Below are 26,054 nucleotides of genomic sequence, written 5' to 3'. Positions count from 1 at the left end.
GGGTGGACGCGCCCCTTCTGCCGGCCTCCGCGCGACGGACGGCCGCGTGGTGCGCCGTCGTGCTGCTGGTGGCGGGCGTGGGCGCGCTGGGGGTCTGGCTCGTCGTCACCTTCGCAGCCGTGGTCACACCCGTCCTGCTGGCCCTGCTGGGCAGCGCCCTGCTCGGCCCCCTCTACCGGCGGATGCGGGCCGTCAAGGTGCAGCGGTCGGCGGCCGCGGCGCTGACCTGCGTGGCACTGGTGGTCTTCGTCGCGGGTGTGGGGTTCCTGGTCGTCCACAGCCTGCTGGAGACCGGGGACGAGATCGTGGCCTCGCTCAAGGAAGCGGCCCGGAAACTGCTGCCGCGCCTGGGCGCGTCGGGGACCTCGCTGAACGACACCATCGACAGCCTCAAGTCCTTCGCCACCAAGTACGGCGCCCGCGCCGCCTCCGGGGTGGTGTCCGGGATCAGCGTCGTGGGGCAGCTCATCGCCACCGCCGTGCTGGCGCTGCTGCTGACCTTCTTCTTCCTGCGCGACGGCGCCCGCTTCCCCGCGCTGCTGCGCGGGGCCGCCCCGAACGGCACCGGTCCCCTGCTGGAGCGGATCGCCCACCGCGCCTTCGCCGCCGTCCAGGGCTTCATGCGGGGCACGACCGTGATCGCGCTGATCGACGCCGTGCTGATCGGCATCGGCCTGCTGGTCCTGCGGGTGCCGGGGGCGGCGGGCCTTGCCGCGCTGGTCTTCATCGGCGCCTACGTCCCGTACCTCGGAGCGTTCATCTCCGGCGCGGTGGCGGTGCTCGTCGCACTCGCGGACCGGGGGTGGGTGATCGGCCTGTGGGCCCTGGGGGTGGTGCTGGCCGTGCAGGTGCTGGAGGGGCACGTGCTGCAGCCGATCGTGCAGAGCCGCACCGTGCACATGCACCCCGCGCTGGTGCTGCTGGCGATCACCGCGGGGGCGAGCCTGGCGGGCATCCTCGGGATGCTGCTGGCGGTGCCGATCGCGGCCGCCGCCTTCGGGGCCCTGGACGAACTGCGGCACCTGGAGCCGGAGGTTCCTCCAGAAGTCGAAGGTCCTCCGTCACATCCGGGCGGGTAGGGGTTGTTTTTATTACCGACGGGTAGCATCATTACCGATCGGTAAGTGATAAAGCTGCGAGGACTGGCACCCTTCCCGCCGTCCGACCGACCCCGACGGAGCCGTCGCCATGGGCCACTACAAGTCAAACCTTCGCGACATCGAGTTCAACCTCTTCGAGGTCCTCGGACGCGACAAGTCGTACGGGACCGGCCCGTTCGCCGAGATGGACGTCGAGACCGCCAAGGACATCCTGTCCGAGGTCGCACGCCTCGCGGAGAACGAGCTCGCCGAATCCTTCGCGGACGGCGACCGCAACCCGCCGGTCTTCGACCCGGCGACCAACACCGCCCCGGTGCCGGACTCCTTCAAGAAGAGCTACAAGGCCTTCATGGCCTCCGAGTACTGGCGCCTCGGCCTGCCCGAGGGCATCGGCGGCACCGTCGCCCCGCCGTCCCTGATCTGGTCGTACGCGGAACTGATCCTCGGCTCGAACCCCGCCCTGTGGATGTACTCCTCCGGCCCGGCCTTCGCCCGCATCCTCTTCGAGGAGGGCAACGAGGTCCAGCAGAAGATCGCCGCGATCGCGGTCGAGAAGACCTGGGGCTCCACCATGGTCCTCACCGAGCCGGACGCCGGCTCGGACGTGGGCGCCGGCCGCACCAAGGCCGTCGAGCAGGAGGACGGCTCCTGGCACATCGAGGGCGTGAAGCGCTTCATCACCTCCGGCGAGCACGACATGGAGGAGAACATCCTCCACTACGTCCTCGCCCGCCCCGAGGGTGCCGGCCCCGGCACCAAGGGCCTGTCGCTCTTCCTCGTCCCCAAGTACCTCTTCGACTTCGAGACCGGCGAGCTGGGCGAGCGCAACGGCGTCTACGCCACGAACGTCGAGCACAAGATGGGCCTGAAGGCCTCCAACACCTGCGAGATGACCTTCGGCGACAAGCACCCCGCCAAGGGCTGGCTCATCGGCGACAAGCACGACGGCATCCGCCAGATGTTCCGCATCATCGAGTTCGCCCGCATGATGGTCGGCACGAAGGCGATCTCCACCCTCTCGACCGGCTACCTCAACGCGCTGGAGTACGCCAAGGAGCGCGTGCAGGGCCCGGACCTCGCGCAGTTCATGGACAAGTCCGCGCCCAAGGTCACCATCACCCACCACCCGGACGTGCGCCGCTCCCTGCTGACGCAGAAGGCCTACGCCGAGGGCATGCGCGCCCTGGTCCTCTACACCGCCTCCGTCCAGGACGCGATCGCCGCCGCCGAGGCGGCCGGCGAGGAGGCCAAGGCCCTCGAGGCGCTCAACGACCTGCTCCTGCCGATCGTCAAGGGCTACGGCTCCGAGAAGGGCTACGAGCAGCTCGCCCAGTCCCTGCAGATCTTCGGCGGCTCCGGCTTCCTGCAGGAGTACCCGATCGAGCAGTACATCCGCGACGCCAAGATCGACACCCTCTACGAGGGCACCACCGCGATCCAGGGCCAGGACTACTTCTTCCGGAAGATCGTCCGCAACCAGGGCACCGCGCTCACCGCCCTCTCCGAGGAGATCAAGACGTTCCTCGCCGAGGCCACCGGCGGCGAGGAGCTCTCCGGCGCCCGCGAGCAGCTCGCCAAGGCCGCCGTGGACCTCGAGGCCATCGTCGGCAAGATGCTGACCGACCTCGCCGCCACCGAGCAGGACGTCAAGAACATCTACAAGGTGGGGCTGAACACCACCCGCCTGCTGCTCGCCTCCGGCGACGTCGTCGTCGGCTACCTGCTGCTCAAGGGTGCCGCCGTCGCCGCCGCGAAGCTGGCCGCCGGCGCCTCCGCGAAGGACACCGCCTTCTACACCGGCAAGATCGCCGCCGCGAAGCACTTCGCCGCCGAGGTCCTGCCCCAGGTCTCCGTCGCACGGTCCGTCGCCGACGGCGTCACGCTCGACGTCATGGACCTTCCGGAAGAGGCGTTCTGACCCGGTCCTGACCGGTTCCGGCCGGAACCGGTAGGGCAACGACGGCCCGCTCCTCCCGCGAGGAGCGGGCCGTCGCGCGTCCTTATCCTTGAAGCATGAACCCTCAGCCCCACTTCGGCCGCGGCCACACCGACGACCTCGCAGCCTTCATCACCGCCAGCCCCTCGCAGTACCACGCGGTCGCGAGCGCGGCCGAGCGCCTGGAGAAGGCGGGATTCCAGCAGGTGGCGGAGACCGAGGCGTGGGGCGCCGAGGCGGGCGGCAGGTACGTGCTGCGGGGCGGCGCGATCATCGCCTGGTACGTGCCCGAGGGTGCCGGACCCGCCACCCCCTTCCGGGTCGTCGGCGCGCACACCGACTCCACCAACCTGCGCGTCAAGCCGCGTCCCGACTCGGGCTCCTTCGGGTGGCGCCAGATCGCCGTCGAGATCTACGGCGGCGCCCTCCTCAACACCTGGCTCGACCGCGACCTGGGGCTGTCCGGCCGCCTGGTGCTGCGCGACGGCACGACGGCGCTGGTCCACGTCGACCGGCCGCTGCTGCGGGTGCCGCAGCTCGCCGTCCACCTCGACCGCGGCGTCAACGACAACGGCCTCAAGCTCGACAAGCAGCGCCACATGCAGCCCGTCTGGGGCCTCGGCGACGTCGAGGAGGGCGCCCTGATCGCGTTCCTCGCGGAGGAGAGCGGCGTGGCCGCCGCCGACGTCGTCGGCTGGGACCTGATGACCCACGACGTCCAGCCGCCCGCCTACCTCGGCCGCGACCGCGAGTTCCTCGCCGCGGGCCGGCTCGACAACCTGCTGTCCGTGCACGCCGGCACCGCCGCCCTGGCCGCCGTCGCCGGGGCCGACCTGCCGTACATCCCCGTACTGGCCGCGTTCGACCACGAGGAGACCGGCAGCGAGTCCGACACCGGCGCCCTCGGCCCGCTGCTCGGCAACGTCCTGGAGCGCTCCGTCTTCGCGCGCGGCGGCAGTTACGAGGACCGCGCCCGCGCCTTCGCCGGCACCGTGTGCGCCTCCGCCGACACCGGCCACGCCGTGCACCCCAACTACGCGGAGAAGCACGACCCGACGCACCGCCCGATGCCCAACGGCGGCCCGATCCTCAAGGTCAACGTCAGCCAGCGCTACGCCACCGACGGCACCGGCCGCGGCATCTTCGCCGCCGCCTGCGAGCGGGCCGGCGTGCCCTGGCAGTCCTTCGTCTCCAACAACGCCATGCCCTGCGGCACCACCATCGGCCCCATCACCGCCGCCCGGCACGGCATCACGACCGTGGACGTCGGCGTACCGATCCTCTCGATGCACTCCGCGCGCGAACTGTGCGGAGCCGACGACCCGTTCCTGCTGGCCAGTGCCCTGAAGGCGTTCCTGGAGGGCTGAACCGCGGGCCCGCCGGCGAAGTCCGCCCCCCGACAGCGGACTTCACCGGCATCCGACGGTCATGAGATGCCCGCCCCCGGGTACACGGGTTCTACGAGTCCGTAGACCCAACCCCGTTCGGAGGCGGACATCATGGGCATCGGCGGTTGCATCGGCCTGATCGCGGTGGGGGCCATCCTCACCTTCGCGACCGACTGGCACATGGCCGGGGTCAACCTCGACCTGGTCGGTCTGATCATGATGGCGGTCGGCGTCATCGGCCTGGCCGCGTACATCAGCATCTTCAAGAAGCGCCGGGTCGTGGAGCCGATGCCGGTGATGGACGAACGCGCGCGCAACTACCCGCACGTGTGACGGACCACGGGGGCGTCAGGCGTCCATCCCGGCGAGCACCAGGGCCAGCCGGGTGTCCCCCTCGGCCGTCAGCCGTACGGGGACACCCCAGTCCTGCTGGTGCACATGGCAGGCCGGGAACTCGTTGTCCGGGTCGTCGTCGCACGACGCGGCCATCGCCGACACGTGGAGCACCCCCTCACCGACGTCCCCGTTCAGGACGACGTCGCGGAAGAGGTCCGTGCCCTTGCCGGCCCCCTCCAGCAGCAGTTCCGGCGGCGTCGCACCGACCAGCAGCCGCGTCGACGGGCCGTAGCGCTCGTCGAGCTTCTGGCCGGCCGGGGCGGAGAACACCACGTCCAGCCGCAGCGGCCCCGGCGCCACGTCCGTCGCGGGCCGCTGCGTACGATGCGCCGCACCCTCGACCCGCACCGCCTCCTCCGGCAGGCGCAGCCGCGTCAGCCGGTGAGCGGCGGACTCCACCACCACGATCTCCCCGCCGTCCAGCACCGCGCCCGACGGCTCCCGCAGGTCGGTGGCGAGCGTGCCGACCTCACCCGTCGCCGGGTCGAAGCGGCGCAGCGCGTGGTTGTACGTGTCGCTGACCGCGACCGACCCGTCCGGCAGCCCGGTCACCCCCAGCGGATGCTGCAGCAGCGCCTGATCCGCGGCACCGTCGCGGTGGCCGAAGTCGAACAGCCCCGTGCCGACGGCGGTGCGCACCACGTACCCCCGGCCGTCCGCGGCCCGCTCCACCCAGCGCAGCGCGCTGGTCTCGGAGTCCGCGACCCACAGCCGGTCGCCCGCCGCCGCCAGGCCCGACGGCTGGGCGAACCACGCCTCCTCCGCCGGCCCGTCGACCAGCCCCTCGTTCGTCGTCCCGGCCGCCACGGCGACCGTCCCGTCCGCCGGGTCGTACGTCCACAACTGGTGGACGCCCGCCATGGCGATCCACACCCTGCCGTCCCACCACGCCACGTCCCACGGCGACGACAGGTCGGTCCCGAGCGCCGGGCCCGATGTCGCCGACCCCTGCCACCACTGCTTCCCGGTGCCGGCCACCGTCTCCAGGGCCCCGCTCGCCGGGTCGAACGTCCGCAGCCGGTGGTGCACGGTGTCCGCGACGACCACGGTGCCGTCCGGCAGCAGCGCCAGCCCCTGCGGCTCGTTGAAGTCCCCCGGACCGCCGATCCGCCGCACGACGGTCTCCCCGTCCGGCTCCATCTCCACCAGCTGGTGCCGGGTCGAGTCCGAGACCAGCAGGTTCCCCGACGGCAGCCGCAGCGCCTTGCCCGGGAACCGCAGGTCCGTCGCCACCGGCTCCGGCGGCACGTACGGCCCGTCCCCGCGGCGCAGCGTCCCCTTCGCCGCGTGCTCCGCCTCCAGCTCGGTGACCAGCGCCTCCAGCGCGTGCGCGTGCCCCTCCCCGGAGTGCTGGGCCACGACGTAGCCCTCCGGGTCGATCACGGTCAGCGTCGGCCACGCCCGCACGGCGTACTGCTTCCAGGTGGCCAGCTCCGGATCGTCCAGCACCGGGTGGTGCACCCCGTAGCGCTCCACGGCGTCCACGACCGATTGGTGCTCGGCCTCGTGCACGAACTTCGGCGAGTGGACGCCGACGATCACCACGGTGTCGCGGTGCTTCTCCTCCAGCTCGCGCAGCTCGTCGAGGACGTGCAGGCAGTTGATGCAGCAGAAGGTCCAGAAATCGAGGATCACGATGGATCCGCGCAGGTCGGAGAGGTCCAGCTGCGTGCCGCCGGTGTTGATCCACCCGCCCTTGCCGACCAGCTCGGGGGCGCGGACACGGGCACGGCGGGGCTTGGGGGAGGACGCGGCGGCGGAATCGTTCATGCTTCAAGGGTGCCATCCGCGCGCCGCGCCCGATCACGGCGAGGACGGGCTCAGGGGCGCAGGTCGCTCACGGCGTCAGTGGTGGCGACCAGGCCGGAGTGGATGGTGGGGGCGAGGCTGGAACTGGCGAGGCAGAAGCCGAGGAGGACGCACAGGATCGCGTGGGAGACCTTCAGCGACTTCGCCCGGAGCAGGATGAGCGTGATCACGATCAGGAGCAGGACCACGGAGATGGATACCGCCATGGCCGTATGACGTCACAGATCGCCGCCCGGGTGGGGGCGACACGCGCGGGAAGGGCCCGGACGCACAAATGTCCGGACCCTTCCCGTTGTCGTGCGCGGGCGGCTCAGGCCCAGGTGATCAGGCGCTTGGGGTACTCCAGGACCGCCGCGACGTCGGCGAGGAACTTGGAGCCGAGCTCGCCGTCGACCAGGCGGTGGTCGAAGGAGAGCGCGAGCGTGGTGACCTGGCGGGGCTTGACCTTGCCCTTGTGGACCCAGGGGAGGTCCTTGACCGCGCCGAAGGCGAGGATCGCGGACTCCCCGGGGTTGAGGATGGGCGTGCCGGTGTCGACGCCGAAGACGCCGACGTTGGTGATGGTGATCGTGCCGCCCTGCATGTCGGCCGGCGAGGTCTTGCCCTCACGGGCCGTGGCGACCAGCTCACCGAGGGCGGACGCCAGTTCGGGCAGGGTCTTGGCCTGGGCGTCCTTGATGTTCGGGACGATCAGGCCGCGCGGAGTCGCGGCCGCGATGCCCAGGTTGACGTAGCCCTTGTGGACGATCTCCTGGTTGGCCTCGTCCCAGGCGGCGTTGATCTCCGGGTTGCGGCGGATCGCGACCAGCAGGGCCTTGGCGACCAGCAGCAGCGGACTGACCTTGAGCCCGGCGAAGGCCGGGTCGGTCTTCAGCTCCTGGACGAGCCGCATGGTCCGGGTGATGTCGAAGGTGACGAACTCGGTCACGTGCGGCGCGGTGAAGGCGCTGGCGACCATGGCCGCGGCCGTGGCCTTGCGGACGCCCTTGATCGGGACGCGGGTCTCCAGCGCACCGGCGGGGACCGTGGTGGTCGGAGCCGGTACCGCCTGCGCGGCGGCCGGCACCTGCGCGGGGGCGGCCGGCGCGGCGGCGGGTGCCGCCGCCTTCTGGACGTCCTCGCGGGTGATCGTGCCCTGCGGCCCGGTCGGGGTGACCACGGCCAGGTCCACGCCCAGGTCCTTGGCGAGCTTGCGCACCGGCGGCTTGGCCAGCGGTCGCACCTCGGCGGGCGCGAACCCGGCGGGGGCCACCGGAGCCGGGGCGGCGGCCGGCGCCGGGGCGCGGCCGTTCAGCTCGCCCTGGACGGCCTGCTGCGCGCCGGACTGGGCCGGGACGGCGGGCGTCTTGCGTGCGCGGCGCTTGGTCGACGAGACGGCGACGCCGTAGCCGACCAGCACGGGCTGCCGCTTCTGCTCCGGTTCCGCGGCGGGGGCCGGCGCGGCGGCCGGCTCCGGGGCGGCCGCGGCGGCCGCCTCGCCCACGTCGCCCGCACCGGTGTCGACGGCGATGATCACGGTGCCGACGTCCACGGTCTCGCCCTCGGGGAAGCGCAGTTCGTGCACCACCCCGTCGAACGGGATCGGGAGCTCGACCGCGGCCTTGGCGGTCTCCACCTCGCAGACGACCTGGCCGTCGGTGACGGTGTCGCCCGGCTTGACGTACCACTTGAGGATCTCGGCCTCGGTGAGTCCCTCGCCGACGTCCGGCATCTTGAACTCACGGAAGCGCTGCGGTGCTGCCACTGTCGTCACAACCCTCTCCTCAGAACGCCAGCGAGCGGTCGACGGCGTCCAGTACCCGGTCCAGGCCGGGCAGGTACTCCTCCTCCACCCGGGCCGGCGGGTACGGGGCGTGGAAACCGCCGACCCGCAGCACCGGGGCCTCGAGGTGGTAGAAGCAGCGCTCGGTGATGCGGGCCGCGATCTCCGCGCCCATGCCCAGCTGCACCGGCGCCTCGTGCACGACGACCAGGCGGCGGGTCTTCTCCACCGAGGCCTGGACGGCGTCGAAGTCCAGCGGGGACAGCGACCGCAGGTCCACGACCTCCAGGCTACGGCCCTCCTCGGCGGCCGCGGCGGCCGCCTCCAGGCAGACCTTCACCATCGGGCCGTACGCGGCCAGGGTGAGGTCGGTGCCCTCGAGGAGCGTACGGGCCTTGTGCAGCGGGGCGGGGATGCCGTCGGTGTCGACCTCGCCCTTGTCCCAGTAGCGGCGCTTGGGCTCGAAGAAGATCACCGGGTCGTCGGAGTCGATCGCCTGCTGCAGCATCCAGTAGGCGTCCTGCGGGGTCGACGGGGAGACGACCTTGAGTCCGGCGGTGTGCGCGAAGTACGCCTCGGGCGACTCGCTGTGGTGCTCCACCGCGCCGATGCCGCCGCCGTAGGGGATGCGGATGACGACCGGGAGCTTGATCTTGCCCAGGGCGCGCGCGTGCATCTTGGCGAGCTGGGTGACGATCTGGTCGTACGCGGGGAAGACGAAGCCGTCGAACTGGATCTCCACCACGGGGCGGTAGCCGCGCAGGGCCAGGCCGATCGCGGTGCCGACGATGCCGGACTCCGCGAGCGGGGTGTCGATCACGCGCTGCTCGCCGAAGTCCTTCTGCAGGCCGTCGGTGATCCGGAAGACGCCGCCGAGCTTGCCGATGTCCTCACCCATGAGGACGACCTTGGGGTCGGTCTCCAGGGACCTGCGCAGCGCCTCGTTGAGGGCCTTGGCGATGGTCATCGTTGCCATGGTCAGTGACCCTCCGTGCTGTCCGCGAACGACGCCTGGTACTCGGCGAACTGGGCGCGCTCCTCGTCGACGAGGGCGTGCCCGTCGGCGTAGATGTTCTCGAAGATCGACATGGGGTCGGGGTCGGGCATGGCGCGCACGGCCTCGCGGACCCGCTTGCCGAGCGCCTCGCTCTCCGCCTCGACGCCGGCGAAGAAGGCCTCGTCGGCGATGCCGTCCTTCTCCAGGTAGCTGCGCAGCCGCAGGATCGGGTCCTTGTGCTCCCACTGCTCGCGCTCCTCGTCGAGGCGGTAGCGGGTGGGGTCGTCGGAGGTGGTGTGGGCGCCCATCCGGTAGGTGAAGGCCTCGACGAGCATCGGGCCCTGGCCGGAGCGGGCGTGCTCCAGGGCGGCGCGGGTGACCGCGAGGACCGCGAGGACGTCGTTGCCGTCGACCCGTACGCCGGGGAAGCCGAAGCCGGCGGCACGCTGGTAGATCGGGACGCGGCTCTGCTTCTCGGTGGGCTCGGAGATGGCCCACTGGTTGTTCTGGCAGAAGAAGACCACGGGAGCGTTGTAGACGGCGGCGAAGGTGAAGGCCTCCGCGACGTCGCCCTGGCTGGAGGCACCGTCGCCGAAGTAGGCGATGACGGCGGAGTCGGCGCCGTCCTTGGTGATGCCCATCGCGTAGCCGGTCGCGTGCAGCGTCTGGGAGCCGATCACGATCGTGTACAGCTGGAAGTTGTTCTCGTTCGGGTCCCAGCCGCCGTGGTTCACCCCGCGGAACATGCCCAGCAGGTTGACCGGGTCCACCCCGCGGCACCAGGCGACGCCGTGCTCGCGGTAGGTGGGGAAGACGTAGTCGTCCGCCCTGGTGGCCCGTCCCGAGCCGATCTGTGCGGCCTCCTGGCCCAGCAGCGACGCCCACAGACCCAGCTCGCCCTGCCGCTGCAGGGAGGTGGCCTCCGCGTCGAACCGGCGGGTCAGGACCATGTCCCGGTACAGACCGCGCAGCTCTTCGGGGCTCAGGTCGATGGAGTACTCACTGTGCTGGACGCGCTCGCCCTCGGGGGTCAGGAGCTGTACCAGCTCCGGCTCGCCCTCACGGCGCTTCGCTCCACCGCGCGTGCCCGTACGGGGCGTACGGGGCTTCGCGGCAGTGCTTTTCACGCTCACGCTTGCTCCTCCGTCTGTCCGGCCCCCGGGATCCGCCGGCGGCCAGTGCGGCTCCTGCCCGACTCGTCGCGGCGCACGGGGTGTGTGCGGCACGGCCGAGCCGGGAGTGTTGGTCGACCCGGCAGGAGGCCCTGCGAAGTGAACGTTACCCACACCTTCCGCTTTCGCGCGAAGGGTGTTCTACCTGCGGTTTTGTTTGGATTTCCTAGTAAATGGGCGTTCTCGCAGGCCACCGGGACAACGGCACGGTATCCCGAGGATCGATTCTTCGTAAGAGGTCGGCGCGGGTCGCGTGTGCAACGCTGAACTTGTGACCGAAAAGTCGGGTATCACGGTTTTCCTACTGGACGACCACGAAGTCGTCCGGCGGGGGGTGCACGAGCTCCTCGCCGCCGAGGACGGGATCGAGGTCGTCGGCGAGGCCGGTACGGCCGCCGAGGCACTGGCCCGGATCCCGGCCGTGCGTCCCGACGTGGCGGTGCTGGACGTACGGCTGCCGGACGGCAGCGGGGTCGAGGTGTGCCGGGAGATCCGTTCCTCCCAGCCCGGGATCGCGTGCCTGATGCTCACCTCCTACGCGGACGACGAGGCCCTCTTCGACGCGATCATGGCGGGCGCGTCGGGCTACGTGCTGAAGGACATCCGGGCCAGCGACCTGGTCGGCGCCGTCCGGGACGTCGCCAGGGGCCGGTCGCTGCTGGACCCGGTCGCCACCGCGCGCGTCCTGGAGCGGCTGCGCGGCGGCGGGGGCCGCCAGGAGGACCGCCTCGCCGACCTGACCGACCAGGAGAAGCGGATCCTCGACCTGATCGGCGAGGGCCTCACCAACCGGCAGATCGGCGACCGGCTCCACCTGGCGGAGAAGACGGTCAAGAACTACGTCTCCTCCCTGCTCGCCAAGCTCGGGATGCAGCGGCGCACCCAGGCCGCCGCCTACGTCGCGCGGCTGCGCAGCGGCGGCTCCGCCGGCACGGACCCGGGGGCGGGCTCCGGACCGCCCGGTTCCTGACCGTCCACGGCCCGCACCGGCGACCCACGTACCAGTCCGTATGCCGGACGCGGACTGCCGGCGCATACGTCTTGTATCTATGCTGTGCTCATCATGACCCGAAGCCCCGTCGCGACCGCCGGCAGCACCGCCGGGCCGGCCGTCAAGCAGCCGCCCGCCGCAGAGCGGGTCTACACGCACGTCAAACAGGCGGTCCTCGACCGCCGCTACGAGGGCGGCACCCTGCTCAGCGAGGGCGAACTGGCGGAGGCGGTGGGCGTCTCCCGCACCCCCGTCCGCGAGGCCCTGCTGCGCCTGGAGGCCGAGGGCCTGCTGAAGCTCTACCCGAAGAAGGGCGCCCTGGTGCTGCCGGTCTCCGCCCAGGAGATCGCGGACGTCGTGGAGACCCGGCTGCTCGTGGAGCGCCACGCGGTGAGGAAGGTGGTGCCCGCCCCGGAGCGGCTGCTGACCCGCCTGGAGGAGCTGCTGGACGAGCAGCGCGGCCACGCCGCCACGGGCGACCTGACCGCCTTCGCGGCGGCCGACCGCTGCTTCCACGCCGAGATCGTGCGCGCCGCGGGCAACCGCATCCTGTCCCAGCTGTACGACCAGCTGAGGGACCGTCAACTGCGGATGGGTGTGGCCACGATGCACGCCGAGCCGGGCCGCATCGCCAAGAACGTCGCCGAACACACCGAGATCCTCACGGCGTTGCGCGCGGGAGACGCACCCTTGGCGGCCGCGCTGGTCGAGCGGCACGTCAGCTGGGTGAGCCACCTGGCCCGGGGGGAGTGATGGGGACGAGCGGCACCACCACCGGTGAACCGCCCGGCGGCACAAGGGCGGTCGCCGTCTGGAGCATCGGCACCCTCGTCTACACGGTCGCGGTCGTGCACCGCACCAGCCTCGGCGTCGCCGGCATCGACGCCGCGGAACGCTTCCACATCGGCGCCTCGGCGCTGTCCACCTTCTCGATCCTCCAGGTGCTGGTCTACGCGGGCATGCAGATACCCGTGGGCCTGATGGTCGACCGCCTCGGCACCAAGAAGGTGCTGACCATCGGCATCGTCCTGTTCACCGCCGGCCAGCTCGGCTTCGCCCTCTCGCACGGGTACGGCCCGGCCCTCGCCGCCCGCGCGGTGCTGGGCTGCGGCGACGCCATGACCTTCGTGAGCGTGCTGCGGCTCGGCTCGCGCTGGTTCCCGGCCCGCCGCGGGCCGGTGATCGCGCAGGGTGCCGCGCTGTTCGGCGTCGCGGGCAACCTGCTGAGCACGGTGCTGCTGGCGCGGCTGCTGCACTCCGCGGGCTGGACCGCCACCTTCGTCGGAACGGCGCTGGGCGGCGCGCTCGTCCTCGTCCTGGTGCTGGTCTTCATGAAGGACCACCCCGAGGGCTTCGAGCCGGCGCCCGCCGAGCACCCCGGGCGCGGTTACGTGAAACGGCAGATCGCCGCCGCCTGGCGGGAGCCCGGCACCCGGCTGGGGATGTGGACGCACTTCACCACCCAGTTCTCCGGGATGGTCTTCCTGCTGCTGTGGGGGCTGCCGTACCTGGTCGAGGACCAGGGGCTGTCCCGCGAGACCGCGGGCACCCTGCTGACGGTCGTGGTCATCGCCAACATGGTCTTCGGGATGCTCTTCGGGCAGATCATCGGCCGCCACCACGGCGCCCGGATGCCGCTCACCCTGGGCGTCGTCGGGGCGACCGCGGTGATGTGGGCGGTGGTCCTGGTCTGGCCCGCGGACCACGCCCCGCTGTGGCTGCTCGTGCTGCTCTGCGTCGTACTGGGCACCTGCGGCCCGGCGTCGATGATCGGTTTCGACTTCGCCCGCCCGGCCAACCCGCCCGAGCGTTTCGGCACCGCCTCCGGCATCGTCAACATCGGCGGCTTCACCGCCTCGATGGCCGCACTGCTGGCCATCGGCGTCCTGCTGGACGTCGGCGGCGGTGACTACCGGCTGGCCTGGAGCAGCGTCTTCGTCCTCCAGGCACTGGGCCTGGTGCAGATCCTGCGGCTGCGCGGCCGGGCCGCACGGCTGGAGCGGCAGCGCATCGCCGTCAGCCGCGTCGAGAGCGTCCACGTCCCCGCCGGGACATGAACGCTCCCCCCGGCGTCACTGCGTGACGGCGATGTTCGCCAGGATCGCGTCGGCCAGCGCCTGGTCGCCCTCGGTCTTCAGCCGGTCCTCCACCACGTGTGCGCGCGTGCGGCCGCAGGTCAGCCGGACGAAGGTCTCCCAGTCCAGGGTCAGCGTGACCGCGGGACCGAGCGAGACGCTGCCGTCGATCGAGCCGTGGCCCTCGGTGTCGACCCGGACCGTCCGCATGAACTCCAGCTCGCCGTGGACGTCGAACACCACGGCCGAGCCCGCCGGGGCGCCCGCGCGCTCGGCGACCACCTTCGGCAGCTCGGCGAGGATGTGGTCCCGGGCGACGACCGCGCCCGGCGAGTCGAGGTTGCCGGGCTCGCCCAGTGCCCGGCGCAGGTCCTGCTCGTGCACCCACACGTCGAAGACCCGCCACTTGAGCAGCTCCTCGAGGGTCATCTCCCTGCCCATGGGGCCGCGGACGGTGTCCTGCGCGCCACGGGTCTCGTTCCGCAGCTGACGGGAGCGGCGGATGATGGTGTAGTCGAGCTCGCCGACCACCTCGGGCGCGGTGTGGTGCCGCCGCTTGTCGACCGGCACCTCCACGTAACGGGCGTGCTCCGTGGTCATGTGCCGCAGGTCGCTGGGGAGCGTGTGGATCGGCCGGGGATCGCCCAGCAGCTCGCACTCGAAGCCGATCACGTGCGACACGACGTCGCGCACGGACCAGTACGGGCAATCGGTCGGCCGGTTCCAGGCGCCCGCAGGAACGGGGCGGACCAACTCGGCTATGGATTCTATGGAGTGGGTCCAGGCGTCGATGTACGGCTGGATCTGGCTGTGGACGGTGCCGGTCACGGGACCCCTCGACGGTCGGTGCGCGGTCGTGGTGTGCGCCTTAAATTACGCTGCGCAGTGACACCACGGGAGTGCTTTCGTGTGACGATCGTAGGCCCGCAAGAACGTGCCGAACTCATGGGCGGTGGTACTGTGCGCGTTTCCCTGCTCCAGATCGACGTCGACCCCGGCGAAGCGGTGGACGCCCGGCGCGAACGGGTGGCGTCGCTCGTGCGCGGACAAGCCGGGTCGGACCTGGTCGTCCTGCCCGAACTGTGGCCCGTCGGGGCCTTCGCCGCCGATCTTTTCCAGCCAGAGGCCGAGCCGCTGCAGGGTCCCACCGCCGAGGTCATGAGCGCCGCCGCGCTCGACGCGGGCGTCTGGCTGCACGCCGGGTCGATCGTCGAGCGCGCCGCCGACGGCGCGCTGTACAACACCTCGCTGCTCTTCTCCCCCGACGGCGAACTGCGGGCGACCTACCGCAAGGTCCACCGCTTCGGCTTCGACCGGGGCGAGGCCGTGCTCATGAGCGCCGGCGACCGCATCGTCACCACCGACGTCCAGGGCGTCCCCATGGGCCTGGCCACCTGCTACGACCTGCGCTTCCCCGAGCAGTTCCGGTTGCTCGTCGACGCCGGCGCCACCGTCCTGGTCGTCCCGGCCGGCTGGCCCGCGCGACGTCGCGAGCACTGGACGCTGCTGGCCAGGGCCCGTGCCATCGAGTCCCAGGCCTACGTGGTGGCCTGCGGCACCGCCGGGACCCACGCCGGGGTGGAGCTGGCCGGGCACAGCGTCGTCGTCGACCCCTGGGGCGCCGTCGTCGCCGAGGCCGGAGCGGGGGAGGAGGTCCTCACCGCCGACCTCGACCCGGACCTGGTGGCGAAGACCCGGGCGGACTTCCCGGTGCTGCGCGACCGGGTGCTGGGCCTGCCGGTGCCGGATTCGGCCGGTTGAGGCGGTATGGCCCCATCAGGGACCATCGGCCCCGGAGGTGGGGGCGGAGTGCTCTGCGCCTCCGGGGGCCCGGCCCGGCAAGGTGGTTCCCATGGAATTCGAGGGGCGCGCTGCGCTGGCGCTGCTGGGAAGGGTTCGGTACGGGCGGCTGGCGCTGACGCGGGGGGCCCTGCCGTACATCGCCGTGGCACGGCACGTCGTCGCCGACGACTCCGTGCTGATCCGCACCGACCGCACGTGGGGCGTCGACGGTACGGTCGTGGCCTACCAGGCGGACGACCTCGAAGCCGGCTGGGCGGTGCAGTTCCTCGGAACGGCGCGCGCCTTCCACCCGTCGACGGCACAACAGGCGCTCTTCGGCACAGATCGTCAAAACGATACAAGCCGGGAGCCGGGCCATGTGTACGTACGGCTCGACCCGCGAGTCCACCACCGGAATGATCTAGCATCTGCCTGGTGATCGGGAGTTCGGCGACGGCGCCGCCCTCCGCCGGGACACTGGACACCCTGCTGCGCCGATACACGGACGCCGGCGCCCCGCTGTCCTGCGAACCCGTTGCCCAGGGCTTACTGAACCGGGGATTCCGGCTGGCCACCACCCGCGGCCGCTACTTCCTCAAGCTGTACGTCGACAGCGCCACCGCCGACTCCGCCGTCATCGCCCGCCAGCACCGGGCGACCCAGCGGCTGGACGAGGTGGGCCTGCCCGTCGCCCCGCCGGTACCGGACGCCGACGGCCGCACCGTGGCCGTGGTCGGCGGCCGCTGCTTCGCGCTCTACCCGTGGGTGGAGGGACGGCACCGCGAGGGCGGCGAACTCACCGCCGCCGACTCCCGCCGCCTGGGCGCGCTGCTCGGACTCGTCCACACCACCCTGGCCCGGGTGCAGCCCGCCCCCGAGCCGGGCCGGCACGCCAGCGCCGACCCCGAACTGACCTACGCGCTGATCACCGCCCTGCTGCGCCGGGTGCGCGCCAGCGCCCCGCGCGAGACCTTCGACGAACTGGCCGAGCACCGGCTGCTGGAGCGCCGCACCCTGCTGGAACGTCACGCCCACCGCCGCCCGCCCGACGCCGCCGGCCCGGTGTCCGGCTGGGTGCACGGCGACTTCCACCCGCTCAACCTGCTCTACCGCGAGGACGAACCCGTCGCCATCGTCGACTGGGACCGGCTCGGCGTGCAGCCGCGCGCCGAGGAGGCGGTACGGGCCGCCGTGATCTTCTTCGTGCACCCCGGCGGCGCCCTGGACCTCGACAAGATCCGCGCGTACGCCCGGGCCTACCGCGGCGCCGCGCGCGTGGCGGAGGACGAACTGGCCGCGGCCGTGCACCGGGTGTGGTGGGAGCGGCTCAACGACTTCTGGATGCTGCGCTGGCGCTACGTCCTCGAGGACCGCAGGACCGACCCCCTCTTCCCGGCCTCGTCCGCCCTGGTCGTCTGGTGGACCGCGGCGTACGAGGCCGTGCTGGAGGCCTTCACGGGCTGACCCGCAGGTCAGCCGCCGACCGCACCGGCGTCGGCGCCCTCGGTGCCGGCGCTTCCGCCCGAGGTCTCTCCCGTGGTGCCCTGGGTCTCGGACGGGGTCGCGGACTGCGTCGGCGTGGGCGGCGCGGAGCTGGCCGGGGCGCTCGGCTCCTTGGTCGGCGCCTGCGAGGTCGCCGGAGCCTCCGAGGTCGGCCGCGTGTAGGAGGGGCTCGGGGTGTACGACGGCTTCTGGGTGATGCCGCCGGTGCCCTCTTCCTGCGTACCGCCCGTGGAGTCGTCCTGGGTCGGCTGCGAGGTCGGCTTCTCCGGCTGCGACTGCGTCGGCGTCACCTTCTCCGCCGGGGGCTCCTTGTCACCGGTCTTGGCGACGGCGAAGTAGATGCCGAGCGCGACGGCGAGCACCGCCGCGACCACGAACAGCACCGGCTTGACCCAGCGCCCGCCGCCGCGCGGGGGTTGTCCGTGGCCGTAGCCGTGGTCGCCGCCGTCACCGCCGGGCGGGCCGAGCAGCAGCGGCGGCTGCAACTCCGCGGTGTTGTGCGGGTTCTGCTGCCCGTACTGCGGGGGGACGCCCATCGGCGTGGTCGGGGCGGCGTTCGGCGCGGGCACGTAACCGGTGTTCCAGGTGCCGGTGTGGCCGCCGCGCTCGTTCAGCATGCTCAGCGCGTACTGGACGACGCCGCGCATCTCCTCGGCGGTCTGGAAGCGGTCGTCCGGGCTCTTGGCGAGCGCGTGCAGCACCAGCCCGTCCAGCTCCGGGGGCACCCGGGAGCTGAGCTCGGAGGGCGGCCGCGGCTCGTCCTGCACGTGCTGGTAGACCACCGACAGCGGGGTCTCGCCGGTGAAGGGCGGCCGCAGCGCGAGGAGTTCGTAGAGCAGGCAGCCCGTCGCGTACAGGTCGGAGCGGGTGTCGACGGTCTTGCCGAGCGCCTGCTCCGGCGACAGGTACTGGGGGGTGCCCATGACCATGCCGGTCTGCGTCATCGTGGTCGAGGCGCCGTGCAGCGCCCGCGCGATGCCGAAGTCCATCACCTTCACCGCGCCGGTGTTGGTGATGATCACGTTCGCCGGCTTGATGTCCCGGTGGACGATGCCGTGCGCGTGGCTGTAGGCCAGCGCCTCCAGCACGCCCGAGACGATGATGAGCGCCTGGTCGACCGGCGGCGGCTGGTCGGAACCCAGCAGCAGGTCGCGGATCGTTCGGCCCTCGACGAGCTCCATCACGATGTACGGCACGGTGCCGCCCGGCGTGACGTCCTCGCCCGAGTCGTACACCGCCACCACCGCATGGTGGTTGAGGCCGGCGACGGACTGCGCCTCGCGCGTGAAACGGGCCTTGGAGACCGGGTCCTCGGCGAGGTCGGAGCGGAGCAGCTTGACGGCCACCGTCCGCCCCAGGCGGACGTCCTCGGCGGCGAAGACCTCGGCCATGCCGCCGCGTCCGAGACGCCGGGTCAGCCGGTAGCGGCCGTCGCCGACCAGGCCTCCGGCGCCCCACTGCTCGGGCGAGTCGGGCACGCCCCGGCCGTCGGCAGAGGGCTCGTCAGGGCCCCCGGCGGCTGTCGTCTGTGCCATCAGTCCTCGCCGTCGATCGTCGCCGTACAGGGTCCTCCAGCGCACCACGCTACCGCGTTCCGCGACGTACGCGCTCCGGAGCCACCCGTGAAGGGATTCATACGCATCCGGTGACGAACGGGTCAACGAACTTGACCTGTCCAGGCCGTCGGGCAGACTGGGCGGGCAGGATCGGGACAACTGTCTTGTGCGTACGCGCCGTGCGCCCAGGGGGAACGTCAAGGGGACGGGTACGGATGAGCGGGGACGGCACGCGGGGCACTCATTCGGGTCGCTCGGTCGGCAACGGTCGCTACGTACTCCGCGACCTGCTGGGACAGGGTGGCATGGCCGCCGTGCACCTGGCACACGACACAGTGCTGGACCGTCCGGTGGCCGTCAAGACACTGCACACGGACCTCGGCCGGGAACAGTCCTTCCGCGAGCGGTTCCGGCGCGAGGCGCAGGCCGTCGCCAGGCTCAACCACACCAACATCGTCTCGGTCTTCGACTCCGGCGAGGACACCGTCGACGGCGCGCTCGTGCCGTACATCGTCATGGAGTACGTCGAGGGCAAGCCGCTGCGCGAACTGCTCGACGAGGACATCGCGCGGTTCGGCGCGATGCCCACCGAGAAGGCCCTGAAGATAACCGCGGACGTGCTCGCGGCGCTCTCCGAGAGCCACAGCATGGGCCTGGTCCACCGGGACATCAAGCCGGGCAACGTGATGCTCACCAAGCGCGGCGTGGTCAAGGTGATGGACTTCGGCATCGCCCGCGCGATGCAGTCCGGCGTCTCGTCGATGACGCAGACCGGCATGGTGGTCGGCACCCCGCAGTACCTCTCGCCGGAGCAGGCGCTGGGACGGGGCGTGGACGAGCGCTCCGACCTGTACTCGGTGGGCTGCCTGCTCTTCGAGCTGCTCACCGGCCGGCTGCCGTTCGACGGCGACTCCCCGCTGGCCATCGCCTACCAGCACGTCCAGGAGGTACCGCCGCCCCCCTCGGCGCTCAACCGGGCGGTGCAGCCGGGCGTCGACGCGCTCGTCGCGCGGGCCCTGAAGAAGAACCCCGCCGAGCGCTTCCCCACCGCCGACGCCATGCGCGACGAGGCGGAGCGGGTGGCCTCACCGGGCCACGGCGGCGGCACCGCACCCCTGATCATCGGTGGCGGGCCGCGCCCGCGCGGCCGCGGCGAGGACGTCTCCTCGGCGGTCTTCCCGCCGGTGCAGGGGGACCTGCGCACCCCGCCGCCGCACGTGCAGACCCCGTACCAGGCCCCGGCCCAGGCTCCCTACCCGCAGCCCCAGCCCCAGCCCCGGCAGCAGTGGGGCACCGGCGGCCACGGCGGCGCCCACACCCCGCCACCCGGCCCCGCCTACGGCTACCCGCAGAACGCCCCGCACGGGCCCCACCAGTCGCACCAGCCCCACTCCCCCCACCCGCAGGCCGCGCAGCAGCACGCCACCCCGCCCTACACGATGCGCCCCGGCACCCCTTCGGGCGGCGGCCGCAGGGGCGGCGGCGCCTCGACGGCGGTCGTCGCCATCGGCGCCACGGTCGCCGTGATCGCGGTGGTCGTGGTCGTCGTCATCGCGATGTCGATGGGCGGAAAGGGCGACGAGGGCGACACCGGCGGCACTCCCACCTACGACTCGCGGCCCGGCAACTCCGCCACCGCCACCGACCGCCAGGAGACCCCTTCGGAGCCGGCGGAGGACGAACCCGCACCCGGCGTCAGCCAGGCGGACCAGACCCGCACCATCGACGCCTCGCGCTGCACCGAGGCCACCAAGAGCTACCTGGGCGACGACCCGGACTCCGTGGTGATGCCGGACTTCTTCACCAAGTACGTCGACTCCGTCAAGTCCTGCATGGACGCGGCCGGTTGGGACTACGAGGTCAAGTACCGCAACGAGCAGATCTACGGGAAGGGCGCGGTCGTCGACCAGAAGCCCAAGACCTACGGCGCGTTCAAGCCGGAGAAGGACAAGATCACCATCTGGGTCTCCACCGGCCAGGGCGGCTGACAAGCCCCGCGCGCCGCCCCCGCGGCGACCGCGGACGGACAACGACGGACGGCGGGTGACCCCATGGGTCCCCGCCGTCTGTACCTACGCGTACGTACCGTCCTGGCGCCGCCGGTTCACAGGTACGGGCCGGTGCGCGCCCCGCCCGGGGCGTGCCCCTCCTCGTCGCCCTCGTGACCCACACCGGGCGGCAGCGCGCGGCGCATCTGCTCCAGCTGGGCGCGGGCGGCCATCTGCTGGGCGAACAGGGCCGTCTGGATGCCGTGGAAGAGGCCCTCCAGCCAACCCACCAGCTGCGCCTGGGCGATCCGCAGCTCGGCGTCGCTCGGCACGCCGTCCTCGGCGAAGGGCAGCGAGAGCCGCTCCAACTCCTCGACCAGCTCGGGGGCGAGCCCCGCCTCCAGCTCCTTCACGGAGCTGTGGTGGATCTCCTTCAGGCGCACCCGGCTCGCCTCGTCCAGGGGTGCCGCCTTGACCTCTTCCAGGAGCTGCTTGATCATGCTGCCGATCCGCATGACCTTCGCGGGCTGTTCGACCATCTCCGTCACGGGGACCTCGCGCTGCTCGTCGCCTTCTCCGGCGCGGCCGGCGTGTCCGCCGCCGCCGAGGGCCATCCCGTCCGGGCCGACGACCAGGACCTGCGGGCTCTCCTGCGACCGTTCGTTCATCGGCATCTCCATGCCGCCATTGTCGCGCACCGGCGCCTCTCCGGGATTTGTGCCCCCCGCCGTCCCGCTCTACCCCTCCGGGCGGCCCCCGTTCGCGGCCGGACCGGCCCGGTGCGCGGCGCCGGGAGGTCAGCGGCCACGGCGCAACCGCAGACCGAGGAAGCCCAGGCCCAGTCCGATCAGCACCAGCCCCGCGCCGAGCGGCAGCACCTCCAGCACCCGCCCCACGGGCGCCCGGACGGCGGCCGGGCCCTGGTCCTGCGGCTCCTCGACGCGGACGGGGACGGTCGCCGGGGGCGGGCCGCTGCCGTCGCCCGGGATCTGCGGCGGCTCCGCCCGGCCGGGGTGCCTGCGTCCCTCACCCGGCTCGCTGCCGGCCAGCCCGGAGGACGCCGCCGGGTGGGGAGGGGGCGGCGTGGCCACGCCGGTGACCAGGAGGGCGACTCCGGTCACCGTCGCCGCCACGACCACCTTCCGCAACTCCATGCTTCCAGCGTCACACGGAGCGTCATGGGCGGCCAGTCGTGCCCGTGCGGGCCGTACCGGCCGTCCGGCGGCGGTCAGAGCGTGAGCAGCACCTTGCCGACATGGCTGCTGGCCTCGACCAGCCGATGCGCCTCCGGGGCCTCGCGCATGGGGAGCGTACGGTCCACGACCGGGCGCACCACCCCGGACTCCAGCAGCGGCCAGACGTGCTCGCGCACCGCGGCCACGATGGCCGCCTTCTCCTCCAGCGGCCGTCCGCGCAGCGAGGTCGCGGTGATCGCGGCCCGCTTGGCCAGCATCCGGCCGAGGTCGAGCTCGCCCTTGACGCCGCCCTGGAGCCCGATCACGGCCAGCCTGCCGTTGACCGCGAGGGCCTCGACGTTCCGGCCCAGGTACTTCGCGCCCATGATGTCGAGGATGACGTCGGCACCGCCGAAAGCCTCCCGGACCTCCGCCGTGAAGTCCTGCTCCCGGTAGTTGATCCCGAGGTCCGCGCCCAGCTCACGGCACTTCGCGAGCTTGTCCTCGCTGCCCGCGGTGACCGCGACCTTGGCGCCGACCGCCTTGGCCAGCTGGATCGCCATCGTGCCGATGCCGCTGGAACCGCCGTGGACCAGCAGCGTCTCACCGGGACGCAGGTGGGCGATCATGAAGACGTTGGACCAGACGGTGCAGACCACCTCGGGCAGGGCGGCCGCCTCGACCAGCCCCACGCCCTTGGGCACCGGCAGCAGCTGCCCCGCCGGGACGGCGACCTTCCCGGCGTAGCCGCCGCCCGCGAGCAGCGCGCACACCTCGTCGCCCACGGACCAGCCGCTCACCCCCGGCCCCACGGCGGCGACGCGGCCCGAGCACTCCAGGCCGGGATAGGGGGACGCGCCGGGTGGCGGGTCGTAGAAGCCCTGCCGCTGCAGCAGGTCGGCACGGTTGACGGCGGTCGCGGCGACCTCGACCAGTACCTCGCCCTCGGCGGGTACGGGATCGGGGACCTCGGCCCAGACGAGCGCGTCCGGGCCGCCGGGTTCGGGGATGGTGATCGCATGCATGCTGCCGACGCTACCCCTGCGGGAGGTGCGACGGGTCGTCCTGACTCGTCCTGTGGATGACGATGAGCCGATCGGTCAACTGCAGCGGACTCGCCTCGGGGTTGTCGTGGTCGAGCAGCCGGTGGCCGCGCTTGACGACCACCACCAGGTCGCCGACCCCGCGCGGGTCCAGCCCGGCCTCCGCCTTGGTGACCGGGCGCTCGATCAGGTCCAGCCCGCTGCCGTAGCTGATCAGTTCCTCCATCACCTCGCCGGCGCTCGGACTGAGCATCGACATCCCGAGCAACCGGCCCGCCGCACCGGAGCTGGTGACGACGGCGTTGGCGCCGGACTGGCGGAGCAGCGGGGCGTTCTCCTCCTCGCGCACGGACGCGACGATGTTGATCCGCTTGTTCAGCTGGCGGGCCGTGAGCGCCACCAGGACGGCGGTGTCGTCCCGTTGTGCGGCGATGATCAGCTCCTTGGCCCGCTGGATCTCCGCCCGCAGCAGGACGTCGTTGCGGGTCGCGTCGCCGGTGACGCCCGCGAACCCCGCGGCGACCGCGGACTCCACGGCCTTGGGGTCGGGGTCGACCACCACGATCCGCTGGGCCGGTACCCCGTGCCCGGTCAGCGTCCTGGCCGCCGAACGGCCCTTGGTGCCGTATCCGACGATGACGGTGTGGTCGCGCACGGTGGACCTCCAGCGCTGCTGCCGGTACTGCTCGCGGGTGCGCTCGGTGAGCACTTCGAGCGTGGTGCCGACGAGGATGATCAGGAAGAGCACGCGCAGGGGCGTCACCAGGAGCACATTGGTCAGCCGGGCGCTCGCGCTGTAGGGGACGACGTCGCCGTAGCCCGTGGTGGAGAGGGTGACGGTCGCGTAGTAGACGCAGTCCAGCAGCGACATCGTTCCGCCGGCGTTGTCGTGGTAGCCGCCGCGGTCGACGTACACGATCAGCACGGTCAGCACCAGGACCAGCAGGGCCAGCAGAAGCCGCCGGGCCACCTGGACCAGGGGCCCGACGGCGTTCTTGTGGGGCAGGTGGACGATGTCGGCGCCCGTCCGTGCGGCGGCACGGCCGCGGGCCGCGTCCCTCACTGACGCCCCCAGCCCGTCTCCAAAACGGCCGTGCGGTCGCCCTTCACGGCCCCGCCGGGCGGGACGACGGCCATGCCGTCGGCCGCCGCGATGCCGCGCAGCATCGCCGGACCGCTGAAGTGCAGCGGGGCCGCCTGCGACTCCTCGTCGAGGACCACCGGCACCAGGCGGGTGTCGGTGGGGTGGCCGTGCACGTCACCGGTGAGCCGCGCCTCGTACGCCACCGGGGCCGGACGGCCCGCGAGCGCGCGCAGCAGGGGGACGGCGAGGGTCAGCACCCCCGATACCGCCGCCAGCGGGTTCCCCGGCAGGCCCACCAGCCGCCCGCCGCCCGGCAGTTCGGCCAGCAGCATGGGGTGGCCGGGGCGGACCGCGACGCCGTCGACGAGCAACCGCGCGCCGATGCGCTCCAGTACGGGGTGGACGAAGTCCACCGGGCCCCCCGCCGTGCCGCCGGTGGTGACGACGAGATCGGCGGTGGACGCGGTGACGGCGTCCTGCAGCAGGCCGGCGTCGTCCTTCAGCCGCCGCGCGCGGACCGTGCCGGCCCCGAGCGCGGTGAGCCAGGCGGGCAGCAGCGGGCCGAGCGCGTCGCGCACCCGGCCGCCGCCGGGCGCCCCGGCGTCCAGCAACTCGTCGCCCAGGACGAGGACTTCCACCGTGGGCCGCGCGGTGACGGTCAGTTCGTCGTAGCCCGCGGCCGCGGCCAGACCGAGCACCGCGGGCGTGACCAGCGCGCCGGACGCCAGCAACTCGTCGCCGCCGCGGCACTCCTGGCCGCGGGGCCGCACGTCCTGACCGGGCCCGGGGCCGCCCCGCGTGGCGTGCAGCAGGCCGTCGTCCGTGAGCCGCCCGTGCTCCCGGCGCAGCACCGCCGTCGTCCCGGGGGGCAGCGCGGCCCCGGTGGCGATGACGGTGGCGTGGCCGTCGAGCAGCGGGGTCGTGGACCGCTGCCCGGCCAGGACACTGCCTTCGGTGCGCCACGGGCCGGGGCCGGCGACGGCCCAGCCGTCCATCGCGGAGGTGTCGAAGGAGGGCAGGTCGGTGAGCGCGGTCAGCGGCTCGGCCAGCGCGTGCCCGAGCGCCGCGTCGAGCGGCAGGGTCAGCCGTCCCAGCGGTCCTGCGGCGGAGCCGGCGATGCGCCGGGCCCGCGGCCACGGCAGGTCGTGGTGACCGCCGTGCGTTCCGCCGTGAGTCCCGTGAGTCCCGTGAGTCCCGTGAGTCCCGTGAGAACGGGGGAGGGGGGACCGGGCACCGTCGGGGCCGTCGCCGGAAGGCGGCTGCACGGGGCCGTACCGGCCGGCGGCCCGCCCGTTGGCCAGGGCGAGCGCCGCGTCCAGCTCGTCGTCGGCGGCGTCCCCGGGACCGGTGTCGCGGGCACCGCCCGCCGCACCCGGCAGGTTCATGCGTCCGGGTCCCCGCTCTCCGCTTCCTTCGCCCACCGCTCGGCCAGCGCGGAGGCGCGCCTGACGGCCTCCGCGACGGCCTGCTCGCCGCCGCCCGCCGTGGCCGCCGCGTAGCCCACCAGGAAGGTGGTCAGCGGCGCTGCGGGGCGGTCGACGCCGTGCGCGGCGTCCCGGGCGAGATCGAGGAGCATACGGATGTCGACGTCGAGGTCGATGCCGAGTTCGGCCTTGGCTGCGGCGATCCATTCATCCAACACGCCCCCATGCTCCCTGATACGGGCCCGGGCTGTGGAGAGGTCGTCCCAGGTGTCGCAGTCGAAGGAGGCCTCCCCGGTGGGGTCGGGCAGCCGTCGCAGGGCGAGTTCACCGGTGAGCAGGCGCAACGGCAGCCCGGTGAGGGTCCCGTGCTCGGCTGCGATCAGCGCCAGGTGCTGACGCAGTGCCTCGGTCCGGTAGGCGGCCGCCAGCGTCTGGTCGCGGCCGTCGGGGTCGGTGAGCACGACCCCGTCCTCGCCCTCCGCGCCGCGCAGGGCGGTGAGCAGGGCGTCCACCGTCGTACGGGAGAGGAACGGCAGGTCGGCGGCGAGCACCAGCACCACGTCCGCGGTGACCTGCTGCAGCCCGGCGGAGAGCGCGGGCAGCGGGCCGCCGCCCGGCGGTTCCTCCCGGGCCCAGGCCACCGGGCGGACCGTGGGGCGGCGCGGGCCGACGACCACCGTGGTGGCCGCGCCCGCGCACGCGTCCAGGACGCGGTCGATCAGCGCCCGCCCGGCGACCGGCAGTCCCGGCTTGTCGGCCCCGCCGAGGCGCCTGGCGGCGCCGCCGGCGAGGACGACCGCGTCGTGGGGCTGCTCGTACGGCGGACGCGGCGATGGGTGGTCACGCGGCTCACGCGGCTCCGGAGTCATGCCC

At 72.7% G+C, this 26,054-nt stretch carries 24 protein-coding genes; 11 read left to right on the top strand and 13 right to left on the bottom strand.

The window, feature by feature from the left end:
• The first annotated feature begins 2 nt into the window (after positions 1–2).
• The 4 genes from ACFW3D_RS09970 to ACFW3D_RS09955 all read left to right on the top strand — a co-directional run bounded on the left by ACFW3D_RS09970 (position 3) and on the right by ACFW3D_RS09955 (position 4,757).
• On the top strand, positions 3–1,079 hold the full coding sequence (locus tag ACFW3D_RS09970; RefSeq protein ID WP_500503345.1) for an AI-2E family transporter: 1,077 nt from the start codon (positions 3–5) through the stop codon (positions 1,077–1,079).
• 109 nt (positions 1,080–1,188) lie between these two features.
• Positions 1,189–3,018: an acyl-CoA dehydrogenase gene (locus ACFW3D_RS09965; RefSeq protein ID WP_500503343.1), complete on the top strand. Its 1,830-nt coding sequence runs from the start codon at positions 1,189–1,191 to the stop codon at positions 3,016–3,018.
• A gap of 95 nt (positions 3,019–3,113) precedes the next feature.
• Positions 3,114–4,403 carry a M18 family aminopeptidase gene (locus tag ACFW3D_RS09960; protein WP_500503341.1) on the top strand — a complete coding sequence of 430 codons (1,290 nt, stop codon included), beginning with the start codon at positions 3,114–3,116 and terminating at the stop codon, positions 4,401–4,403.
• A 132-nt stretch (positions 4,404–4,535) separates the two neighbouring features.
• Positions 4,536–4,757, top strand: a complete 222-nt coding sequence (locus ACFW3D_RS09955) for a hypothetical protein (protein WP_018559143.1) — start codon at positions 4,536–4,538, stop codon at positions 4,755–4,757.
• Positions 4,758–4,772: 15 nt separating this feature from the next.
• Here ACFW3D_RS09955 and ACFW3D_RS09950 read toward each other — a convergent pair whose 3' ends face one another.
• The 5 genes from ACFW3D_RS09950 to pdhA form a co-directional block, all read right to left on the bottom strand.
• Positions 4,773–6,590 carry an NHL domain-containing thioredoxin family protein gene (locus ACFW3D_RS09950; protein ID WP_500503340.1) on the bottom strand — a complete coding sequence of 606 codons (1,818 nt, stop codon included), beginning with the start codon at positions 6,588–6,590 and terminating at the stop codon, positions 4,773–4,775.
• A 50-nt stretch (positions 6,591–6,640) separates the two neighbouring features.
• Entirely contained in the window at positions 6,641–6,835 is a 195-nt protein-coding gene (locus ACFW3D_RS09945) for a hypothetical protein (RefSeq protein ID WP_406266671.1), read from the bottom strand.
• A gap of 104 nt (positions 6,836–6,939) precedes the next feature.
• Positions 6,940–8,340, bottom strand: a complete 1,401-nt coding sequence (locus ACFW3D_RS09940) for a dihydrolipoamide acetyltransferase family protein (RefSeq protein WP_500503521.1) — start codon at positions 8,338–8,340, stop codon at positions 6,940–6,942.
• A gap of 52 nt (positions 8,341–8,392) precedes the next feature.
• On the bottom strand, positions 8,393–9,367 hold the full coding sequence (locus ACFW3D_RS09935; protein ID WP_500503339.1) for an alpha-ketoacid dehydrogenase subunit beta: 975 nt from the start codon (positions 9,365–9,367) through the stop codon (positions 8,393–8,395).
• Positions 9,368–9,369: 2 nt separating this feature from the next.
• Positions 9,370–10,521 carry a pyruvate dehydrogenase (acetyl-transferring) E1 component subunit alpha gene (gene pdhA, locus ACFW3D_RS09930; RefSeq protein WP_500503337.1) on the bottom strand — a complete coding sequence of 384 codons (1,152 nt, stop codon included), beginning with the start codon at positions 10,519–10,521 and terminating at the stop codon, positions 9,370–9,372.
• 310 nt (positions 10,522–10,831) lie between these two features.
• On the opposite strand from pdhA, the gene ACFW3D_RS09925 reads away from it, so the two are divergent.
• The 3 genes from ACFW3D_RS09925 to ACFW3D_RS09915 all read left to right on the top strand — a co-directional run bounded on the left by ACFW3D_RS09925 (position 10,832) and on the right by ACFW3D_RS09915 (position 13,608).
• A complete protein-coding gene (locus ACFW3D_RS09925; RefSeq protein ID WP_500503335.1) occupies positions 10,832–11,530 on the top strand; it encodes a response regulator in 699 nt (232 codons plus the stop codon).
• 93 nt (positions 11,531–11,623) lie between these two features.
• The gene (locus tag ACFW3D_RS09920) at positions 11,624–12,304 is read left to right on the top strand and encodes a GntR family transcriptional regulator (RefSeq protein ID WP_500503333.1); all 681 of its coding nucleotides are present in this window, start codon (positions 11,624–11,626) and stop codon (positions 12,302–12,304) included.
• Positions 12,304–13,608 carry an MFS transporter gene (locus ACFW3D_RS09915; RefSeq protein WP_500503331.1) on the top strand — a complete coding sequence of 435 codons (1,305 nt, stop codon included), beginning with the start codon at positions 12,304–12,306 and terminating at the stop codon, positions 13,606–13,608. Before ACFW3D_RS09920 ends, ACFW3D_RS09915 begins: the two co-directional genes overlap by 1 nt.
• Positions 13,609–13,623: 15 nt before the next feature.
• Here ACFW3D_RS09915 and ACFW3D_RS09910 read toward each other — a convergent pair whose 3' ends face one another.
• Positions 13,624–14,454, bottom strand: a complete 831-nt coding sequence (locus ACFW3D_RS09910; RefSeq protein ID WP_500503329.1) for a maleylpyruvate isomerase family mycothiol-dependent enzyme — start codon at positions 14,452–14,454, stop codon at positions 13,624–13,626.
• Positions 14,455–14,586: 132 nt separating this feature from the next.
• On the opposite strand from ACFW3D_RS09910, the gene ACFW3D_RS09905 reads away from it, so the two are divergent.
• The 3 genes from ACFW3D_RS09905 (at position 14,587) to ACFW3D_RS09895 (ending at position 16,872) form a co-directional block, all read left to right on the top strand.
• Positions 14,587–15,387 (top strand): carbon-nitrogen family hydrolase, encoded by an 801-nt coding sequence (locus tag ACFW3D_RS09905; RefSeq protein WP_500503328.1) that lies wholly within the window; start codon positions 14,587–14,589, stop codon positions 15,385–15,387.
• 91 nt (positions 15,388–15,478) lie between these two features.
• Positions 15,479–15,847 (top strand): pyridoxamine 5'-phosphate oxidase family protein, encoded by a 369-nt coding sequence (locus ACFW3D_RS09900; protein ID WP_500503326.1) that lies wholly within the window; start codon positions 15,479–15,481, stop codon positions 15,845–15,847.
• Positions 15,844–16,872, top strand: coding sequence for a phosphotransferase (locus ACFW3D_RS09895; RefSeq protein WP_500503324.1), 1,029 nt, complete (start codon positions 15,844–15,846; stop codon positions 16,870–16,872). Before ACFW3D_RS09900 ends, ACFW3D_RS09895 begins: the two co-directional genes overlap by 4 nt.
• Before the next feature lie 8 nt (positions 16,873–16,880).
• Here the strand turns inward: ACFW3D_RS09895 and ACFW3D_RS09890 are convergent, their stop codons facing one another.
• Positions 16,881–18,446, bottom strand: a complete 1,566-nt coding sequence (locus tag ACFW3D_RS09890) for a protein kinase domain-containing protein (RefSeq protein ID WP_500503322.1) — start codon at positions 18,444–18,446, stop codon at positions 16,881–16,883.
• Positions 18,447–18,682: 236 nt separating this feature from the next.
• Here ACFW3D_RS09890 and ACFW3D_RS09885 point away from each other — a divergent pair, with 236 nt between their 5' ends.
• Positions 18,683–20,455, top strand: a complete 1,773-nt coding sequence (locus tag ACFW3D_RS09885) for a Stk1 family PASTA domain-containing Ser/Thr kinase (protein ID WP_500503320.1) — start codon at positions 18,683–18,685, stop codon at positions 20,453–20,455.
• A 116-nt stretch (positions 20,456–20,571) separates the two neighbouring features.
• Here the strand turns inward: ACFW3D_RS09885 and ACFW3D_RS09880 are convergent, their stop codons facing one another.
• The 6 genes from ACFW3D_RS09880 to ACFW3D_RS09855 form a co-directional block, all read right to left on the bottom strand.
• Positions 20,572–21,135 carry a bacterial proteasome activator family protein gene (locus ACFW3D_RS09880; protein ID WP_500503318.1) on the bottom strand — a complete coding sequence of 188 codons (564 nt, stop codon included), beginning with the start codon at positions 21,133–21,135 and terminating at the stop codon, positions 20,572–20,574.
• A 117-nt stretch (positions 21,136–21,252) separates the two neighbouring features.
• Positions 21,253–21,609 (bottom strand): hypothetical protein, encoded by a 357-nt coding sequence (locus tag ACFW3D_RS09875; protein ID WP_500503316.1) that lies wholly within the window; start codon positions 21,607–21,609, stop codon positions 21,253–21,255.
• A gap of 74 nt (positions 21,610–21,683) precedes the next feature.
• Positions 21,684–22,655 (bottom strand): NAD(P)H-quinone oxidoreductase, encoded by a 972-nt coding sequence (locus tag ACFW3D_RS09870; protein WP_500503314.1) that lies wholly within the window; start codon positions 22,653–22,655, stop codon positions 21,684–21,686.
• A 10-nt stretch (positions 22,656–22,665) separates the two neighbouring features.
• Positions 22,666–23,736 (bottom strand): potassium channel family protein, encoded by a 1,071-nt coding sequence (locus ACFW3D_RS09865; protein ID WP_500503312.1) that lies wholly within the window; start codon positions 23,734–23,736, stop codon positions 22,666–22,668.
• Entirely contained in the window at positions 23,733–25,142 is a 1,410-nt protein-coding gene (locus ACFW3D_RS09860; protein ID WP_500503310.1) for a molybdopterin molybdotransferase MoeA, read from the bottom strand. Before ACFW3D_RS09860 ends, ACFW3D_RS09865 begins: the two co-directional genes overlap by 4 nt.
• Positions 25,139–26,050 (bottom strand): NTP transferase domain-containing protein, encoded by a 912-nt coding sequence (locus ACFW3D_RS09855; RefSeq protein WP_500503308.1) that lies wholly within the window; start codon positions 26,048–26,050, stop codon positions 25,139–25,141. The genes ACFW3D_RS09860 and ACFW3D_RS09855 overlap by 4 nt, the downstream gene beginning before the upstream one ends.
• Positions 26,051–26,054: the final 4 nt, after the last annotated feature.

Origin of the sequence: Streptomyces sp. NPDC058864 (assembly GCF_042742985.1) — a bacterium.
In the GTDB taxonomy this organism is placed as follows: domain Bacteria; phylum Actinomycetota; class Actinomycetes; order Streptomycetales; family Streptomycetaceae; genus Actinacidiphila.
Note: the sequence above shows the minus strand (reverse complement) of the source record. Positions and strands in the feature narration are given on the sequence as shown.

Excerpts from the sequence above, each read along its gene's own strand:
- ACFW3D_RS09920 (WP_500503333.1), top strand. The coding sequence starts at position 11,624 with ATGACCCGAAGCCCCGTCGCGACCGCCGGCAGCACCGCCGGGCCGGCC.
- ACFW3D_RS09935 (WP_500503339.1), bottom strand. The coding sequence starts at position 9,367 with ATGGCAACGATGACCATCGCCAAGGCCCTCAACGAGGCGCTGCGCAGG.
- ACFW3D_RS09860 (WP_500503310.1), bottom strand. The coding sequence starts at position 25,142 with ATGAACCTGCCGGGTGCGGCGGGCGGTGCCCGCGACACCGGTCCCGGG.
- ACFW3D_RS09875 (WP_500503316.1), bottom strand. The coding sequence starts at position 21,609 with ATGGAGTTGCGGAAGGTGGTCGTGGCGGCGACGGTGACCGGAGTCGCC.
- ACFW3D_RS09950 (WP_500503340.1), bottom strand. The coding sequence starts at position 6,590 with ATGAACGATTCCGCCGCCGCGTCCTCCCCCAAGCCCCGCCGTGCCCGT.
- ACFW3D_RS09915 (WP_500503331.1), top strand. The coding sequence starts at position 12,304 with ATGGGGACGAGCGGCACCACCACCGGTGAACCGCCCGGCGGCACAAGG.
- ACFW3D_RS09945 (WP_406266671.1), bottom strand. The coding sequence starts at position 6,835 with ATGGCGGTATCCATCTCCGTGGTCCTGCTCCTGATCGTGATCACGCTC.
- ACFW3D_RS09890 (WP_500503322.1), bottom strand. The coding sequence starts at position 18,446 with ATGGCACAGACGACAGCCGCCGGGGGCCCTGACGAGCCCTCTGCCGAC.
- ACFW3D_RS09965 (WP_500503343.1), top strand. The coding sequence starts at position 1,189 with ATGGGCCACTACAAGTCAAACCTTCGCGACATCGAGTTCAACCTCTTC.
- ACFW3D_RS09855 (WP_500503308.1), bottom strand. The coding sequence starts at position 26,050 with ATGACTCCGGAGCCGCGTGAGCCGCGTGACCACCCATCGCCGCGTCCG.
- ACFW3D_RS09885 (WP_500503320.1), top strand. The coding sequence starts at position 18,683 with ATGAGCGGGGACGGCACGCGGGGCACTCATTCGGGTCGCTCGGTCGGC.
- ACFW3D_RS09960 (WP_500503341.1), top strand. The coding sequence starts at position 3,114 with ATGAACCCTCAGCCCCACTTCGGCCGCGGCCACACCGACGACCTCGCA.
- ACFW3D_RS09870 (WP_500503314.1), bottom strand. The coding sequence starts at position 22,655 with ATGCATGCGATCACCATCCCCGAACCCGGCGGCCCGGACGCGCTCGTC.
- ACFW3D_RS09900 (WP_500503326.1), top strand. The coding sequence starts at position 15,479 with ATGGAATTCGAGGGGCGCGCTGCGCTGGCGCTGCTGGGAAGGGTTCGG.
- ACFW3D_RS09880 (WP_500503318.1), bottom strand. The coding sequence starts at position 21,135 with ATGGAGATGCCGATGAACGAACGGTCGCAGGAGAGCCCGCAGGTCCTG.
- ACFW3D_RS09940 (WP_500503521.1), bottom strand. The coding sequence starts at position 8,340 with ATGCCGGACGTCGGCGAGGGACTCACCGAGGCCGAGATCCTCAAGTGG.
- ACFW3D_RS09955 (WP_018559143.1), top strand. The coding sequence starts at position 4,536 with ATGGGCATCGGCGGTTGCATCGGCCTGATCGCGGTGGGGGCCATCCTC.